Genomic DNA, 17,761 nt, shown 5'->3' with positions numbered 1-17,761 from the left:
AAGGAACAACTAAAGAAACAAAAGCTTCCAACTCCTGCGAAATACAAAGCAGAATTTGAGTGGTTAAAAGAAGTTGATTCATTAGCTTTGGCAAATGCTCAACTAAACTTGCAAACTGCCTATAAGAATTTCTTTAGTGGTCAAAATGACTTTCCAACATACAAAAGTAAAAAAGACAGAAAGTCTTATACAACGAATGTAGTAAACGGAAATATTATGTTGCTAAATGGTCATATCAAATTACCAAAACTGAAAATGGTACGTATCAAACAGCATAGAGAAATACCACAAGACTATATGATCAAGTCATGTACGATCTCCATGACACCTACCGGTAAATACTATGTGTCCATCTTGACTGAATACGAAAAAGAGATTGTACAAAAAGAAGTAGAAACAGTTGTTGGATTAGACTTTGCGATGGATGGATTATATGTTAGTTCTAAGGGTGAGAAAGCCAATTATCCTAAGTTCTATCGTAACATGTTAGACCGATTAGCAAAGGCACAACGAGTATTAGCAAGACGCAATAAAGGTTCTGAGCGTTGGAATAAACAACGTATTCGTGTAGCTAAGTTACATGAGAAAGTAGCTAACCAACGTAAGAATTTCCTTCATCATGAGTCTAAACAGTTGGCTACTAATTTTGATGTTGTAGCTATTGAAGACCTAAACATGAAAGGAATGTCGCAAGCACTTCATTTTGGAAAAAGTTTCGCTGATAATGGGTGGGGAATCTTCACTTCTTTTTTAGCTTATAAACTATACGAACAAGGAAAACAACTTATGAAAATAGACAAATGGTTTCCTTCCACAAAAACATGTAGCAGTTGTGGAAATGTAAAAAATATGTCATTGTCTGAACGAGTATATTCTTGTATATGCGGTGTAAATCTCGATAGAGATTATAACGCAGCTATCAATATCAAAAATGAAGCAATACGTCTATTAGCGTTAGCATAAATAGCAATAAAATAACCTTTGGAACAAGGGAGTTAGCTCGGCTGTCTTAAGACGAATTCGTTAGCTATCAAAAGTAACGACTAACCGAGAAGCCCCCACTTCAAACGGTCCGTTAGGACGTTAAGTGGCGGGTAGTTCACGGTCTATCTTACTTACGGAAATTTATGAAGGTTGTCTCGAGGATAATTGTAGCTTTGAAATAAAGTTTGATTAAAAATACCTCACAAACCCATATTTTACGATAAAGAAAAAGAATCCATTTTGAAAAAAGGTGATATGCTCCACTTTTGAGATTGACTATTTATCTTTCATAAAAAAATATGATCATTTTTGTGATCTTTCCTCCATTAAAGCGCCCGATTGCGGAGATCAAAAAAATGATTATGATTGCTGCTTATAGCTTGTTGAACTAACGCACCCGTTACTTTAAGTAAATTGATTCACAATCTTACTGGGAATTTACCTAAAAAAGCTGAATTAAATTAATAAAAAAAAGGACTCCCTTTTTGGGAATCCAATTCATTCAGTGTCACTTTGGTTAAAGTCTAATCTTCTCGGTTCGCAACACTGTCATTAGCCTCATCGGCACCTTCGCCGACTTTGTTACCCATCGCTCCTCCTGCAACAGCTCCTGCAACGGTACCAAGTGGACCAAGAACAGAACCCAAAGCAGCTCCAGCGACAGCGCCGACACCAGTTCCTACCGCTTCGCCAGCATCATTATCGACACGGTTACGTTCGTTTTTATCAGCCATTCATCTCACTCCTTATTTAGATTAGGCAAGTGCTTTCCAGCACAATACCTTACATATTTTTCCCTATAAGGACAGATTTATGTGAAGTTTAAATCTGTCCTTATAACTTTGTAATTTTCACTATCCTTCACGTTGTACAATAAGAAAAGCTGCCATAATGACAGCTAGATCTTAAACTATTGCAACCTTTAGTTCAAGTAGTACGAGTGCAACTTTTATTTATTCATCTACTCCTGCATCTATTTTCCAGCTATTTTGCAACTTCCGGATATAAATGATCTGGCCAATATGATATGCGTTATGAGTCGACACATTTCCAAGTATTTCCTACCATTTCACGTGTCCAGGATAACCATTAACCTCTCTCTCAACTTTTTCTTCAGATAATAACTCTTGCCAACGTAAAAGCACCTCTAATAGTTGTTTTTTTAAGGCAGCAAAAGTATGATTTTCAGAAATAATAAAGCTGTTATTATTTCCTATTGAAAGCACAGCATCAACGTGAGATTTTTGGTACCTTGTTTGCCATGTTTGATTCCAATATAGTAGATGCTGCACAATTTCAGCAATACTATTACTTTCTTCGTTTGGCGTCCAAAATGCATGTTCCTCAGACAATCTTTCTACTGAATCTGAAAATGGTAGGTACCAACTTGGGTGATTAGCATTTGCCAACAACTGATCCGATAAAACATCTTTTGCATGAGCCATAACCAACACTCCTAATTGTAGCTTTATAATAAAGTTTGATCAAAACGGATTCATTTTTTTTATAAAAACCCCTTCATAAGAGAACGTATATTCGTGTATAATAAGAACAAATGTTCTCATTATTAAGGAGGCGTAAAGGTGTATGACTACTCAATTTTGCCGAATCGAATTGTTTTATGTGTAGATCTTCGAAGCTTTTATGCTTCAGTTAGTTGCATCAAGATGGGATTAGACCCACTACATACCAAATTAGCTGTAGTAGGAGATGTGAACAGAAATGGCTCTATTGTTTTGGCTGCAACACCACCATTAAAGGCATTAGGTGTTAAAAAAATGGCAAGGTTGTACGAAATACCATGGCGTAAAGACATTCTTGTGGTAAACCCAATCATGGGAACTTATATAAAATGCTCAAATTACATAACGAAATTAGCTCTACAATACGTTCCTATTGAAGATTTTCACCAATACAGCATCGATGAATTCTTTATGGATATTACAAATAGTATCCATCTGTTTGCGAATGAGCCTTATGAATTTGCGCTGAAATTCAAACGTGAAGTATATGAGAAAACAAGAATTGAATGCACGATTGGGATTGGACCTAATCCTTTAATGAGCAAGATCGCTTTAGATGTGGAAGCGAAGAAGACAAAAGACTGCGTCGCATATTGGAAGTACGAAGATGTCCCCATAAAATTATGGCCGATACGACCACTTAGTAAGTTTTGGGGAATTTCGAGTAAAACAGAAGTTAAGTTAAATCGAAAAGGAATACATTCAATTGGAGACTTAGCGCAATACCCGCTCAAATACTTAAAACAAAGTTTTGGAATTTTGGGCGAAGAATTACACTTACATAGCAACGGCATTGATTTTAGCCGCATTGCAGAAAAATACATACCAGCAACAACTTCAATTGGTAAAAGTCAAATACTCATGCGTGATTACACAATAGAAGAATTTCCGATTATCCTTCTGGAACATATCGAGGAAGTTTGTTATCGGCTAAGAAGACATAATAAACTTGCTCAAACCATACAATTTTCTATTGGTTATAGTAAAAATTACGCTGGCGGTTTCAGGAAAACTCACACTTTAAACCGACCTACCAATTTAACAATGGATATTTATCGAATATGTACATACTTTTTACATGAGTTATATACGGGTGAACCCATTAGATCAATTAATGTTTCTTTAACCAACTTAATCAATGAAGGCGAAGAAAAAATCTCTCTTTTCGATAACATCATGCAACGGGAAAAAGAAATAAAATTAACTAAGGTAATGGATGAAATACGCACTAAATTACGGGGAGTTTCTTATACAAATAGTGCTACAGCAAGATATAGAAACACATTGTTAGGAGGACATAAATCATGAACAACACTAATATGCCAAAAGGAAGAGGAATGGTAAAATGGACTCCATTTGCTGCGATGCCGGAACAATTTGCTGGTATCCGTGAGATCATTAAAGAAAAAAATAAAATAACGCGTCCAATATTAACACCAGAAGAAAAAGAACTTATTGAAAACTTATTATTATGCTCATTGCTTTCCGAAGAAGAAATATTGATTACATATTACGAAGATGGCTATCTGCTTACTAACTACATAACCGTGACTGATATTGATCCATTGAATTGTTCTATTGTATGTACAGATGCTTTTTATAACAGGATTACTCTTAAATTTATGGATGTTGTTGATGCAAAATAAAAATAGAGGGTCTACCATACTTGGGAAGATCCTCTTCTTATTTCACATATGCAGAGTCCTAATCTTTATCAAATGTCTCTTGTTATTATATATTCTTTAATAAGAATTCTGTAATCTCTTCATTTAGTTCATGATGAAAATATTCTCGATTAAAGCCAGGTGGATCTTGTGATGGAAGAAAAGATGCATTCATCATTTCTTTTGGAAATGGGCTAAGAAAAGAAAAATGGCCTGCATTCTCAACTATTCTATGTTGGATTTTAGTATTGTCAGTTATCCCGTTAAATATAATTTCTGCATGAAAATACGGTGTAAATTGATCTTTCTCCCCAACAAGCATTAAAATGGGGATGTTTATGCCTGCCAAAGCCCTTTTTGTTTTAAACCAAACTGAAGCTGGCGCTAAAAGAACTAAAGATTTTATTCTGTAATCAGGTGTAATATTGATAAGATGAGATTTCTCATCAGAAGACTCATAAGGGAAAGAGGATGGTATTCCTCCTGATGCCGCCAATGCTGTGTACCCTCCCATAGAATGTCCGATGACTGAAACAGAATCAGGTTTTAAAAACTTTGTAAAATCTTCACTATTAAAGAACCAATCAATCGCCATAGAAATATGTTTTGGCCTAATAGTTAGATTATCGATTGTACCTTCCAATGTATTGTCGTTTCGATTATTGTATGGATGCTCAAGCATTCCCACAACAAATCCGTTACGAGCCAAGTGACGAGCAATTGTTCGATAAACTAATGGTGAACCACCAGTGCCATGAGATATTAAGACCAATCGAAACACACCTTCTTGGGGTACAGCATTACTCGAAACATTCAAATGATAGGGTCCAATTTTTTCTAACTTTTCAGGAGTAATTGTTGGATACATAACAAACATAGGAAATGTTATATCTAATCGTTCATCAAAAAGCTCCACTCTTCTATAGCCTGCGAACATTACATCATTCTTTCCTATTTCTTTATTCATTAAATTCCTCTCCTATTAACCTTATTTAATAATATAGTAGCAATTAGTTAACTTACAATTCCAAGTTGAACTATCTACTTTTAACTCCAGAATATGGCCCGTTTGCCTAGCAAAAGAAAACAGCAATCATTAAACAATCCAATATATTGTTATACCACTAGTCTTAGGGTTCCTTTTATAGAGAGAACCAGTATGGTAGAATTAATGTAGATGATTTTTTTATTTGCTTCTCTAAAACGTTCTGTCTCCCAATGGTACGTTTTTTATTTCTCAACAAAATTAACTGAATATTCAACCTACTTTACTATCATTCTCAATGAAGCTCTGATAAAATATGAATTACATAACGAAATATCCCTTATTTGACACCTGTGCCTCCCCGTACAGGTTTTTTTATTCTATTTTGAGTTAGATGCTCTTCTTCATATGCTGGTAATAATAACATCCAACAAACAGCTTTTCCCACTGTTTCACAAGTCTAGAACTTCCTACAAAATAAATTTCAATGTCGTCACTTAAGAGTCGTTGCATTATTGTATTCCATTTAAAAAATCTATCTGCCTGGGAAAGATAGCGTCCCGAAATTTCAATAAGAAAATCATTAAAAACAGCCTTGATTATATATTAAGTTTGTCTTTACAGTTCTCGCAAATAAATTTCCCCTCCAAATTTAAATAGGCTTTAATTTCTGTAAATCCTTTTCTCTTAGGATAGGGTACGATTACTAATGCTTGTTCGTCCTTTTTAATATCTTCCTTACAGTAGACGCATTTCGGAACTATCAATGCCACATTAATCCCCTCTTTCATCAACATAACGATTATATTTAAAAATCTCTTGTAGTCGATCTTGACATTTAGTGAATTCCTTAATGGGGTACCGCCACATCGCCATCAACCTAACGAAATTGGTTACCCCCAAGATGAAATTCTTGTACAAAAAACTTAACCCATGATTATAGAGAGTAATATATTTAAATTGATGATTATAACTTCACATCAATGAAATTATGATGATCGAAACGGAATACATGCATTCAAATCATTATCCAACTTTACAATTACACCAATATATAATCTTTTTTCCTCTTTGTTGAAAACTGAGTGTCTATATTTTAATTGGTATATATCCCAGGCCAGCCTCTTTTTCTTTTAATGAAAACGGGCTGATACCATATAAATACCTGAAGTACATGCTTAAACAAATGCCTAATGATGACCTAAGCACAATTGCAAAACTACTTCCACAGGCTCCTGATTTACCAACTACTTATTTCGGCCCAAAATCAAAAACACAATAGAAAGGGCCCTAGGATAGATGACTTCACAAGTCTACCCTAGCGCCCTTTCTATTGTGTTGTATGAAATACTACTTAATGCTCACATTCGACTTAGTATTTTCATAAAAAAATCCACTTCAACCATATTTTTTTCTTGGAAGATTTTATTTTAAAATTATCTACGCAGTTTTTTCAAACATCTTTAGATGAGTGAAAATCCTTGTCTATAAAGAACCCACAATTTTTTCATTATCTATTTCATATTTTACTAAGCAATCATTTTCCATGACTAGTTCTTTTTCAACTAAGTTACCTGTGACACGATCAATTTTTTTTTTATAAACTTTATTTTGTCTGTATACTTGACCATCTACTTTTTTTGCAAAACGATGATTTTCTTCAACGATAGAATACTTATATGGAGGATACTGGGATGCCCTGATTTCTCCGTAGATGTATTCTTCGTCAAGATGTAGATTGACTTGATAGGAAATATTTGAATTGTTTCTCAATTTGAGATCAATAATACCATTCATCAAAGTAGCGCCTGTTCCAAATGGAATCACACGTCCATAGTCAGGAAATGGATCGAAACTATGACGATATCTTTCCACTGTTTCCAACTCTGAATGAAGAAACATCCAGTAGAGAAGATTTCCTAACTGGCAGAGACCACCGCCTATTCCCTTTATCGCTTCGCCATTCATTAGAATAATTCCTTCTTTATATCCAGCCTTTTCACTGGAATTACCAACAAGATGCCAAAATGAAAATGTTTCTCCCGGTTTAATTACAACCTGGTTTATTTTGCAGATGGCTAGCTTTAGATTGGTGATTTTGTTATATTGCAGCTGTATATCCGTATCACCTAACTTTCTAATAAGCAAGGATTTATGTTTATAAATCCTGTAAGGTAATGGATTTGACTCGAATGTTTTTGAAAATTCATAACCTTTAAGACGGTCACTAATTTTTTTAAAAAGCCTACGTTGTCTGATTCTAATAGGAATTAAAAAAGGAAATCTTTGTGTTAATAATTTTCTTGCCATTGAGAATTGAGCTCCTTTATATACTATTCATCTATATATTATATTCAGATTTACACCATATTCATCATCACTAAGTAAATGATTCTGGTGTAAAAACTTCAGGATAATTGCAATGAATTTATAAATCTTAGACATATTGATACTATTATTCTAGAAAGGGTTTGTGATTGGTATGAAAAAGGACAATTTAGCAATATCAAATGATTTTCACACCAGAATCGGAAAAGGTGTTCTTAAGATATAATCCTTCAAAACATCATGTTATTATTTCAGTATTGAAAGCATTATTTTTTCCAGTTCCGCTTTATTCACATTACTATCGAACACTGCTTTCCCCGGATTGTCTAAACTATGATTTATGATGACTATCTGATATGCACTGTTCTTTCCTTTTGCAGGAACAATCATCTTCATACCTTGTAAATTACTATCCGAGTTATGAGTAGCGTAGAATATTTGATTTCCTTCTAATTCGTACTGTTCAATATTTTCTTCTACAACAAACAAAGCATGGAACGGATCTTTACTTTCTCCAAATATTTGTGATTGATAAGTTGTATAGTTTCCTTTTCCGTTCGTATATTCTAATTCAATAATTAATTCAGGCCTTCTCTTAATAAAATAATTTACCTTTTCATCCTTAAGATTGTACCCTTCAATTGTATAAGTTGGCTTCTTAATTTGAAAATCAACATGTTGCTGCGCTTCCTTTACCGTGTAATTTAAAGATTCGGATACTTTGTCATCAAACGGTTTTGATTGCTCATAAAGTACATATAATTTTTCACGATCGGCTTTTGTTAAACGCTCTTCTTTAAAATATAATGTATCGGATTCATAGTTTCCCGTAGCACCTTTTTTCTGTATATTAAGAATTTCTTTATACAATTTTATGTACTGTTCGAACTCATCTTTTGTTAAAGCCTTTTCAGCTAAATATAAATAATCTGTCCTATTTTCATATACCCTGTTTGAATAGCTGAATTCTTTTCTCGCATTTTCTTCTGTACCAAACAGCATATCTACAGCATTTTGAAAAGCATCTTTAGATTTCTGCTTTTTTTCTATCGCTTGTCCCTTCTGCCTTTCATCTCCTTCTACTGCACGTGCATTGAATAAGGAAAAAGATGCAACAGCAACTATAGCAATAATTCCAAGAGCGGACCAGCGATAGGATTTCTTCTGGAATTTCTTAATCATAAGAATTCTCCTTTTTAGCGTTCGTTTATTTCTACTTAAATTAGCTAGATTCGGTGCTTGATAATAACTTGAATAATGTTCTAAAAGAGTAATAATTGTATGTCCATATGCAATTTGTTCCTCTGATTCTATAAAAGTGAGCGCAAATGCATCACAGGCTAGTTCTTGATCTTCTCGCATACATGAATAGGCATACCAAAGAATCGGATTAAACCAATTTAAAATGATTAAACTATACATAACCCAATTTACAGCTATATCTCTTCGTTTCATATGAGATAGCTCATGGTAAAAAATATATTGTAGTTGTTGCTCATTTAATACTTTCATATGCCTGCTTGATAATAATACTCTTGGGCGAAAGAATCCAAAAACAGTCGGACTTGAGATTTTTCCAGCCAACCGTAATGGAATTTTCTTCTTAATTGCCATAGATTTTTTACAGTTCTCAAAAATCCCAACAATTTTTTCATCCGTAATATTTGGTTGCTTTTTTATGTAAGAAAATAACCGTCTATTCATAATACAAGTTATCATTGCTAGAATGACAACTCCAAAAAGCCAAATATATAAAGTGACTTTATAAACGGAAAATGTAGTATCTTCTTTCTTTTTATTACTGTCTGTTTGGTCACTCTCTTTCATTACATTTACGGAGTTAGATTTGTAACTATCCTCTTTTGTAGTTACTGTATAATTTGTTTTATCTTCTGACACGCTTTCTTTTGGTATAGCAGGAGTAGTATTCTTTTGAAAAACCTCAGACACACCAGGACTATATGAAAGAAGGGAATAAATACTGTAGGAACTATCTGGTGACCATGGTAATAGAAGTCTTACAATTAAAATCATCCATAACATGTACTGCCATCGCGGGGTTAACTTGTTTCTAAGCAAGATTTTGACACATAAGATTAAACCAACTAATATACTTGCCATAATGGATGTTTCTATCACCCAATCAAAAAATCGAGGTAGATAGACGTTTACAAACATATCTATCATCATTATCTATCCTTCCTCTGATTTTCCTCAGTCTTCTCATCCAGAATACGTTTAAGTTCATTAATGTCTTCTGAAGATAATTTTTCTTCTTTTAAGAAATTCACAAGTAAAGGTTTAAATGCCGCACCATAGAAACGTTTTAGGAGGGATTTTGTTTCTACTTGTAGATAACTATCTTGCGACACTAAAGGATAATATGCATACATACGACCTTTATCTTGCTGGTAAGAAACAGCTTCTTTTTGGACTAATCGATTAATAAGCGTTCGAATCGTTTTTGGTTTCCAGTCCATTGTTGCCTCTAGCGCTTTAATCACTTCATTCGCTGTTTGAGGAGATTTTGACCAAAGAACCTTCATGATTTCCAATTCAGCTTCCGATATTTTAGGTAATTCTTTCATTATATAAAATTTCACTCCTTGTATTACATTTGTAATCTATAAGTTAATATTACAAATGTAATCCTTAATTGTCAACCATATTTTGGGTTTACAAATACATTTCCATGAAACTTAAGAAATTAATCCCAAAAAAAATGAAAATACGCTATTCTTTTTGTAGAAATATATAGAAAGGATGGCGTTTTTTATGAGTCTTTCAATTCAAGAAGAGTTTCATTTGTTCGCTCAAGAGCTACAGCGATATCTATCTCCACATATTCTTCAACAACTCGCACAGGAGACAGGTTTTGTAAAACGTAAAAGTAAGTATGGCGCACGAGATTTGGCTGCTTTATGTATCTGGATTAGTCAACATGTAGCAAGCGATTCTCTTACTCGATTATGTAGCCAGCTTTATGCAAATACAGCTACACTTATGAGTCCAGAAGGACTTAATCAACGTTTTAACCGATGTGCTGTTTTATTTCTACAGCGTATATTTTCTCTTTTAGTCAAAAGCCAACTAAACGATTCGTCTCAAATCCAAAACCAATATACTTCTTATTTTCAACGTATACGTATTTTAGATGCTACTATTTTTCAAGTCCCTAATCATTTGGCTCCTATTTATCCTGGTTCAGGAGGATGTGCACAAACAGCCGGTATTAAAATTCAGCTAGAGTATGATTTACATAGTGGAAAATTCCTCAATTTTCAAATGGAACCAGGTAAAAATAATGATAAAACCTTTGGTACAGATTGTTTAGATACCTTACGCCCAGGAGATTTATGTATTCGAGATTTAGGATACTTTTCTCTAAAAGATTTAGACCAGATGGATCAACGAGGTGTATTCTATGTTCCACGGTTGAAATTAAATAATAGAGTATATGTAAAAAATGATTCTCCAGAATTCTTTCGGGATGGGACAGTAAAAAAGCAATCCCTATATGTTTTACTTAACCTTGAAGATATTATGCATCAGATAAAACCAGGAGATACTTATGAAATTCGGAATGCCTATATTGGGCAACAAAAATTACCCTCACGAGTTGTGATATACAGACTGACATCGACTCAAACTCATAAACGTAGGAAACAGCAAACCTATGTTGAAAAGAAAAAAGGAGTTACATACTCTGAAAAAAGTAAACGATTAACAGAAATCAACGTTTATATTACCAACATACCATGGGAAATTGTTCCTATGGAACAGGTTCATGATATCTACTCACTACGTTGGCAAATAGAGATTGTATTTAAAACATGGAAATCTCTTTTTGGTATCAATCATTGTCACAATATTAAGCGAGAGCGTCTAGAATGTCATCTTTATGGACAGTTAATCGCTATTTTTCTTTGTTCTTCCACTATGTTCAAAATGCGACAGCTGTTACTACAGAAAAAACAAAAAGAATTAAGTGAATATAAAGCAATTTATATGATTCAAGATCATCTGTACTTAGTATATGAAGCTATACAAAAAGACACCCAAGAAGTATCAAAAATTTTCCTTCGTCTGTTTGCCCTCTTACAGAAAAACGGACGGAAATCCCATCGATATGAGAAAAAGACAGTCTTTGATATTTTAGGCGTCATTTATCAGTACACTGTATCTAATCTAAAGCAGAAAACTGCATAATCTTTAAAAATACACCTTATCAAGGTGTATTTGGAATGCGTATTTTTAAAAACAAATAAACAAAATATCAAGCATGTAGGCAACAAGAACGGAAGTTCATCGAATACCCAACCTTAGCTTGATGGGCATGGGGTACCGCCAGCATTTTGGAAAAAAACCACGCTAAGCAAAAAATACAATAAGCTGCCCATATGGACAGCTCATTTACATAATTATCGTTATCGGCATATAAAAAGGATCTTCAACCGAAGATCTTTTTTACTGGATATTTGATTTTCTCGATTTTATATATCCATTTATAATAATTTAAGATAATCATTAATAAAAAGGGGTCTACAAGAAAGATAACCCATTAGACTTTGTTACACGTACAGGAAATGTAAACATTATGCTGTATTAATGACTTTTGCTTTAAGAGCGCGAGGTCCAAAAGTACTAGTGTTATCATCTATATTGGTACGTACAGGAAATATGAAAAGTGTATACTGGTAAGTGCCTGGTAATGGAGAATCTACCCATGTAACGGAAGGATTAAACTCAAGACGATCGTTAACAACTAGTGTTTTTGTTATTCCAAAAACAGTTTCTGTTGATTCTGTAACTAAATCTAGATTTCTCGATAATCTGATATTAAGGCTCCCGGCAAAAAGATTTTCATTTTCTTTCGGTAAAAGAGTTATAGTTGCGAAAGCATCTAAGTCAACAATTTGACCAGGCAATACTGTGATAGGTGGAAGTGTTAAAGTTAGAGAAGACTGGGGATGTACGCTTTCAATACTTACTCTTTCATTACTGCCTGTAAAAAAAACATCAACTATTCCTTGAGGACCTGTTGGTCCCATTGGTCCAGGAATAGGAACAGGAAAGGCACAAGGATTGAAGTATTTTCTATTTTTTGATGACATGAACAATCAAACTCCTTTATACATCATATTTATTATATGTAATGTAAAACGAGCGTGTTTTTCTTGTATGTTTACCTATTTTTATTCAATATCAAGTCATGATGAATATTCTATTCATAGAGAGTTAACATAACGCATCTTATCAGCAGTAACCAAATCCTAGAAAGCCATTCATACCAATAGTTTGTCAGCCTTCCGTTCCTTCCGCTGTATGCAAGATTTCATACAGTCCTGTCACAACAGCATTTGGCAGTTCAAACCGTTCTCGTAGCCTGCATGAAATCCTGTATATCCTTAGCGTATAAAATCCACGTTTTGTTGGCGAGACCTCAAAAAGAAGCGCGAAACGCACTTCTTTTCTTTGTAATCACTACACATCACATTATTAATATGATTACGGACAAGCCTTCTTGTTACTAAATAATGTTTCTTCAATTCTTGTTATCTAACCCACTCATTTTTCATTACTTTAAAATACAGCTTTTCAAATCCCCTAAAATACTTACTGTAAACGCCTAACGTTTCAATATATGTATTAATAACCTCGCTTAAATCAAAATGAACACCATCTTTAGCTAAGTCATAGCTATCATCCAGACTATATAAATCAAAATATTTAGCTTCCCAATACAATCCCCTGTTAACTAAAAGTCTAGTGGTACATTTAATTGATTCTTCAATCGTCAGTTCTTGTTTTTTTAGTTTTTTATGAATGACGGAAAGAGTTAATTTAACAGTATATTCTTCATCAACTGTGCTACTAAACTCAAATAACTTCCCTTCAATATCATCTATCTTTGCTTTAGACATTAAGGATATCTCAATTATTTCATATGGCGGACTGTCACTTGCTTCAATCAATTTATCACACCATTGAATTACTTCAGCTTTACTCCACAACCCACAGCAAATCCCTAAGCCATAAATACGAGTTAATTTTCGAATTAAATCCAAAGTTTCTCACCTACAATTTTTCATATACATTTTTGGGAATTGCGTGAACAATTAAAAGTTGCGTACGCGGATGTATACAAACAGATATAAAGAAATATAAAAATGTAATTTTATCATGCACATTTAAAATTTATAGAAAAAAATAAAGAAAGACCGTCAACATACTAGAGCAACTACTCAAAATATTAACGGTCTTTCTTTAATATTATTCTCCTGTTGTTGATTTAAAATAAAGTTTGATAAAAAGATCTATTTTGCAGAGTATTGTAGTTTTAAAATAAAGTTTGATTAAAACTATCTACTCCCACCCTTACTCTACGGAATATAAAAAGAATCTAATTTAAAAAAAGATTAATCAAAATAGATTCTTTTCCAGTAGATTTAAGATTGGTTTTTATAAAAAAGTTTGATTAAAACTACACATATTAACCTTACTATATGATTCTCTGATTAATAAAACGTATAAATAATTTGGGAATAGTAACACCTATACGTTATTATTCTCCTTTTTTTTATAGAAATGGTTCGAATTACAGGCAATAACCCATCCTATAATTATTAATGTTATAGAAAATAACTTAAGACACGCCCTATATATATAATCTAAATCTTTAAGATAAACCCAAGATATTACCCCTATAACAGCACCAACTATTCCTAGAATCAAACCCTTATATTTTTGTAAAAACATCAAGTTACCCCTTTCGTACAAACAAAATATTCCATATATAAACAATACTAAGTTATGGAATATTTTTCAAAAATCAAAACGTTTTTATATTCAATTCATATATTTTATTTCTTTTCTTAATAAAAATATCCCCATAGATAAGTAAATCCAAAGGGATAAAACGGTACATCTTTTTTATAAACAGTACATCTTTCTTCAAAACGGTTAAACTTTGTTATAAACGATTAAACTTTATTTCAAATCCACAAGTATCTCTTTCTTCAACAATCGGGCCAGATTGTGGAGGAAACAGAAAGAGTAAGAATACTGATTAAAGATCATTTGTGAAATATTTCACTTAAACTAAACGTGGCAGGTTATTTTAAAAATATGCTATATTATCAGCTGCATGTCCTATACGAAAAATCTCCGTAAGCATATATTAATTTAGGTAAAAGCTAGTTTTTTACTTAAAATATGTTTTTAAAAGGGTGATAAAATGCATAATCAAAAAAATCAAGACAGGTGCTTCCAGTGCGACTTTCTCTACATTGGCGATAGCTTCGACGACACTGTGAAGACTTTCGACCCGAAAACAGGGAAGTTCCTTGGCACTTTTGTCGCACCAAATAGTGGAAACTTGCATGGTCCCCGGGGACTTATCTTTAACCATGTGGGCAATCTCCTTGTCACTAACCAGAACGTCGGGCAACCAGAGAATGGCGACGTATTGAAGTTAAATGGGCAAACCGGGGCGTTTCTGGGCGAACTCGTCCGTTCAGCCGAACCAGGCGCTCCATTGGCACCGCGCGGTATCTTACTCTCCAAACATAATGTCCTGTTTGTGGCGGATTTGGGTGACTTCGACTTCAACACGGGCATAGAAGTGCCTGGAGAAGTGCGGATGTACAATGGTTCCACTGGGATGTTTCTAGGCAACGTCGACCACCCCTGCTTCAACCCTTTCCACCCCCGCGGATTGGTCTTCGGTCCTGACGGCTTGCTGTATGTCTCCGTCATTGACTTTTTAGATTCGAATAAAGGCTGGGTGCTGCGCTTCAACCTGAAATCAGGGGGATTCGATGTGTTTATTGTGAGTGATAACAAGAACAACCTCCATCGTCCCGAAGGTTTAGTCTTCGGTCCTGACGGCAACCTCTACGTCACTAGTTTTAAAAAACTTGATGACCCTAATGACACCGACAAAATTCTGATCTTCGATGGTGATACGGGCGAGTTTATCGACAAGATTGACCTCTATGCCCCGGGAAAACCACGTGCTTTCGCACAGGCACTCCTTTTTGGACCGGATGGAAAATTGTTTGTCCCTATTACGGGCCCGTTTGACAATGCTACGGGGGCCCCTACAGGCGAATTTACCGGTTCAGTACGGCGTTATAATGTCCATAGCAAGAAGTTCAAGGAGGTGGTCCCTCCTTATAAAAAGGGCGGACCATTGGGAGTGCCGTGGTACCTGACGTTTGGCAATACGAATCCCGCAACACTAGCTTACCGGTGTGACCGGTAAGAGAGCAGCGACCATCATCATCATCCACCTCATGAGGAAAGTAGTAACGAGAGCAGTAGTTAACATTTGAATATATAAGGAAAGACCGCTTCTAGAGTTTAGAACGGTCTTTTTAAACCTTCTAAAAGGTTAGATTCACAATATCCTATGATTTGTTAAACGATATTCCACATTCAGCGAACGGGTGCTTATCTTGAATAAGATTTAAGCAATGATCTTCAACAATCGGGCCATTTAATGGAAGAACTCTTTATAATACAATTGGATATTTATGTTAAAATCATTGAGGAGATTGTGAAGAAGTCTACTTAAGCTAACGGAGCAGAATCCTTCAATAATAAAAATGTAAAGTTACCCTAGTAATATTGCCGTTACAATATGCAATCTTGACTCATCTAATATTAGTATATTTGAGAAAGGAGGTGACTTTTTTGAATCATAATGTTTCGTTTTTAACATGGAACATCTATTTTGGAACTATCTTATCGCCTTTAGTAGGAACCACTCCAGAGCAACTCCCACAACGTGTTACTGAGGTCTTTAGACTGTTTCAAGCAACAAATTTTCCGGTACGAGCAGGGGCTATTGCTGATCAAATTGCAAGAAAAAAACCAGATATAATAGGTCTTCAAGAAGCAGCAATATGGCAACTTTTGTTACCTCAAAATTCTGAAGTAGCAGTAGAGTATGATTTTGTTTCGATCCTTCTCAAGGAGTTAGAAAAAAGAGGATTGCATTATAAGGTTTTAGCAATAGTAGACACTACGGATGTTACGTTACCTAGTAGCACCGGCTTCAACGTTCGATTTGTAGATCGAGATGCGATTTTGGTGCGAAAAAATTCAGGACTTAAGTTCTCAAATATACAAACAAAGGTTTTTGAAGCTTTTCTTCCCGTTCCAGTTGGCGGTAATGTTGAACAACTCCTGTTTGGTTTTATATCTGTTGATGTCAAAATATCCGGAGAGAAATTTAGACTCGTAAATACTCATTTACAACCCGTTACACCTGAAATCCCCCAAACACTTCCAATACAACTCGCTCAAGCTCGCGAACTTTTAACTGGCCCGGGAGCTACTAAACTGCCCTTAGTATTCATAGGGGATTTCAACTCAAACTCTGACATACGCTTTTTTCCCATCCTCTGCTAACTGATCCGCCATTATTATCCGTAATGGTTGCAATAGGAATCACTTCAATTCGTTTGACACCAATTTGTAAATTTGGCATATTGGCAACTATCGGATTGAAATTAGTATCAGAATCATTATTATAATTCTCAACCTCATACATATCAGTAAAAGGATCACCATCCGTATTTGCATTCATAGGATTCGATATAAATTTTGGTTTCCCTTTATCCTTCTCGGGATCCCATGCTTTCGCTTCATTTTTCCCAGTTTGTGAATTGAATTCAATTTTATATCCATTAATCTCTAAGTCGTTAGAAATACCATCTTTGTCCCAATCGTTGTTTGTCATTTCAATGTTTTGTGTAATGAGCGAACCTATTTCCCCATCAGATCCGAGCATGAAATTCTTATCTTCTTTTTTTGCATTTGCATTCTCTTTGAATATTTCAACTGTACTTCCTGGATTCGGCTGTTTTACATCTGCTAAAGCAGGAGATGCTAAAGTCAGTGCCATCGATACACTACCTAATACACTAAGTGCTGGCTTCAATTTTTTCATTGTTATTTTTCCTCCTTGGTTTCTAGGTGAGTTAGAACACCTACTAGTAAGATTAATTTCATCATATATAACAAATCTTTCATTTCTCTCTCATAATTGTTAAAAAAGTCTCTCGTAAATATTACAAAACACTTACAGAGATTTGTAAGGCTATATAATCTGTATATGAAACATCAAAAAAGCAGTAAAATGAACAATCGATTACAATATATACAAAAAAGCAGCTAGCAAAAGCTAACTGCTCACTAAATATTAGATATGTCCTTAACTCGATAATCTTCTAAAGTGTTTACCGTAGCAGAAATCTTTTGTTGCTCAT

Annotated in this window: 14 protein-coding genes and 2 pseudogenes; 6 read left to right on the top strand and 10 right to left on the bottom strand. The window is 34.4% G+C overall.

From position 1 onward, the window contains the following. Positions 1-963 (top strand): RNA-guided endonuclease TnpB family protein (locus tag NSQ47_RS26295; RefSeq protein WP_341038610.1); only part of this gene is annotated, 963 nt, incomplete at its 5' end. Positions 964-1,508: 545 nt separating this feature from the next. On the opposite strand, the gene NSQ47_RS26290 is transcribed toward NSQ47_RS26295, so the two are convergent. Both NSQ47_RS26290 and NSQ47_RS26285 read right to left on the bottom strand, forming a co-directional pair. Then, the gene (locus tag NSQ47_RS26290; protein WP_000764044.1) at positions 1,509-1,718 is read right to left on the bottom strand and encodes a glycine zipper domain-containing protein; all 210 of its coding nucleotides are present in this window, start codon (positions 1,716-1,718) and stop codon (positions 1,509-1,511) included. Positions 1,719-1,937: 219 nt separating this feature from the next. Continuing rightward, positions 1,938-2,429, bottom strand: a pseudogene (locus NSQ47_RS26285) (DinB family protein). Between the two features lie 138 nt (positions 2,430-2,567). On the opposite strand from NSQ47_RS26285, the gene NSQ47_RS26280 reads away from it, so the two are divergent. Beyond that, positions 2,568-3,815 carry a Y-family DNA polymerase gene (locus tag NSQ47_RS26280; RefSeq protein WP_341038608.1) on the top strand — a complete coding sequence of 416 codons (1,248 nt, stop codon included), beginning with the start codon at positions 2,568-2,570 and terminating at the stop codon, positions 3,813-3,815. Beyond that, positions 3,812-4,153 carry a YolD-like family protein gene (locus NSQ47_RS26275; protein ID WP_341038606.1) on the top strand — a complete coding sequence of 114 codons (342 nt, stop codon included), beginning with the start codon at positions 3,812-3,814 and terminating at the stop codon, positions 4,151-4,153. Before NSQ47_RS26280 ends, NSQ47_RS26275 begins: the two co-directional genes overlap by 4 nt. An 85-nt stretch (positions 4,154-4,238) precedes the next feature. Here the strand turns inward: NSQ47_RS26275 and NSQ47_RS26270 are convergent, their stop codons facing one another. The 4 genes from NSQ47_RS26270 to NSQ47_RS26245 all read right to left on the bottom strand — a co-directional run bounded on the left by NSQ47_RS26270 (position 4,239) and on the right by NSQ47_RS26245 (position 10,075). Then, complete coding sequence (locus tag NSQ47_RS26270) at positions 4,239-5,138, bottom strand: alpha/beta hydrolase family protein (RefSeq protein ID WP_341038605.1); 900 nt, start codon at positions 5,136-5,138, stop codon at positions 4,239-4,241. Between the two features lie 1,503 nt (positions 5,139-6,641). Beyond that, entirely contained in the window at positions 6,642-7,466 is an 825-nt protein-coding gene (locus NSQ47_RS26255) for a VanW family protein (protein WP_341038602.1), read from the bottom strand. A gap of 264 nt (positions 7,467-7,730) precedes the next feature. Next, complete coding sequence (locus NSQ47_RS26250; protein WP_341038622.1) at positions 7,731-9,671, bottom strand: M56 family metallopeptidase; 1,941 nt, start codon at positions 9,669-9,671, stop codon at positions 7,731-7,733. Between the two features lie 2 nt (positions 9,672-9,673). After that, the gene (locus NSQ47_RS26245; RefSeq protein WP_445662109.1) at positions 9,674-10,075 is read right to left on the bottom strand and encodes a BlaI/MecI/CopY family transcriptional regulator; all 402 of its coding nucleotides are present in this window, start codon (positions 10,073-10,075) and stop codon (positions 9,674-9,676) included. Positions 10,076-10,259: 184 nt separating this feature from the next. Between NSQ47_RS26245 and NSQ47_RS26240 the strand changes: the two genes are divergently transcribed. Beyond that, a complete protein-coding gene (locus tag NSQ47_RS26240; protein ID WP_341038600.1) occupies positions 10,260-11,693 on the top strand; it encodes an IS4 family transposase in 1,434 nt (477 codons plus the stop codon). 386 nt (positions 11,694-12,079) lie between these two features. Here the strand turns inward: NSQ47_RS26240 and NSQ47_RS26235 are convergent, their stop codons facing one another. The 3 genes from NSQ47_RS26235 to NSQ47_RS26225 form a co-directional block, all read right to left on the bottom strand. After that, positions 12,080-12,598, bottom strand: a complete 519-nt coding sequence (locus NSQ47_RS26235) for a hypothetical protein (RefSeq protein WP_341038598.1) — start codon at positions 12,596-12,598, stop codon at positions 12,080-12,082. 441 nt (positions 12,599-13,039) lie between these two features. Next, the gene (locus NSQ47_RS26230) at positions 13,040-13,552 is read right to left on the bottom strand and encodes a protein kinase (protein ID WP_341038596.1); all 513 of its coding nucleotides are present in this window, start codon (positions 13,550-13,552) and stop codon (positions 13,040-13,042) included. A 487-nt stretch (positions 13,553-14,039) separates the two neighbouring features. After that, entirely contained in the window at positions 14,040-14,243 is a 204-nt protein-coding gene (locus tag NSQ47_RS26225) for a hypothetical protein (RefSeq protein ID WP_341038594.1), read from the bottom strand. A gap of 478 nt (positions 14,244-14,721) precedes the next feature. On the opposite strand from NSQ47_RS26225, the gene NSQ47_RS26220 reads away from it, so the two are divergent. Next, positions 14,722-15,750: a Vgb family protein gene (locus tag NSQ47_RS26220; protein ID WP_341038592.1), complete on the top strand. Its 1,029-nt coding sequence runs from the start codon at positions 14,722-14,724 to the stop codon at positions 15,748-15,750. A 422-nt stretch (positions 15,751-16,172) separates the two neighbouring features. Further along, positions 16,173-16,901 (top strand): endonuclease/exonuclease/phosphatase family protein, encoded by a 729-nt coding sequence (locus tag NSQ47_RS26215; RefSeq protein WP_341038591.1) that lies wholly within the window; start codon positions 16,173-16,175, stop codon positions 16,899-16,901. On the opposite strand, the pseudogene NSQ47_RS26210 reads toward NSQ47_RS26215, so the two are convergent. After that, positions 16,876-17,442 (bottom strand): annotated as a pseudogene (locus NSQ47_RS26210) (binary toxin-like calcium binding domain-containing protein); the annotation flags it as partial. The gene NSQ47_RS26215 and the pseudogene NSQ47_RS26210 sit on opposite strands and share 26 nt — an antisense overlap. Positions 17,443-17,761: the final 319 nt, after the last annotated feature.

The sequence above is a fragment of the Bacillus sp. FSL R10-2780 genome (assembly GCF_038006125.1).
Classification (GTDB): Bacteria; Bacillota; Bacilli; order Bacillales; family Bacillaceae_G; genus Bacillus_A; species Bacillus_A cereus_U.
This window is presented reverse-complemented; position numbering and strand designations above follow the sequence as displayed.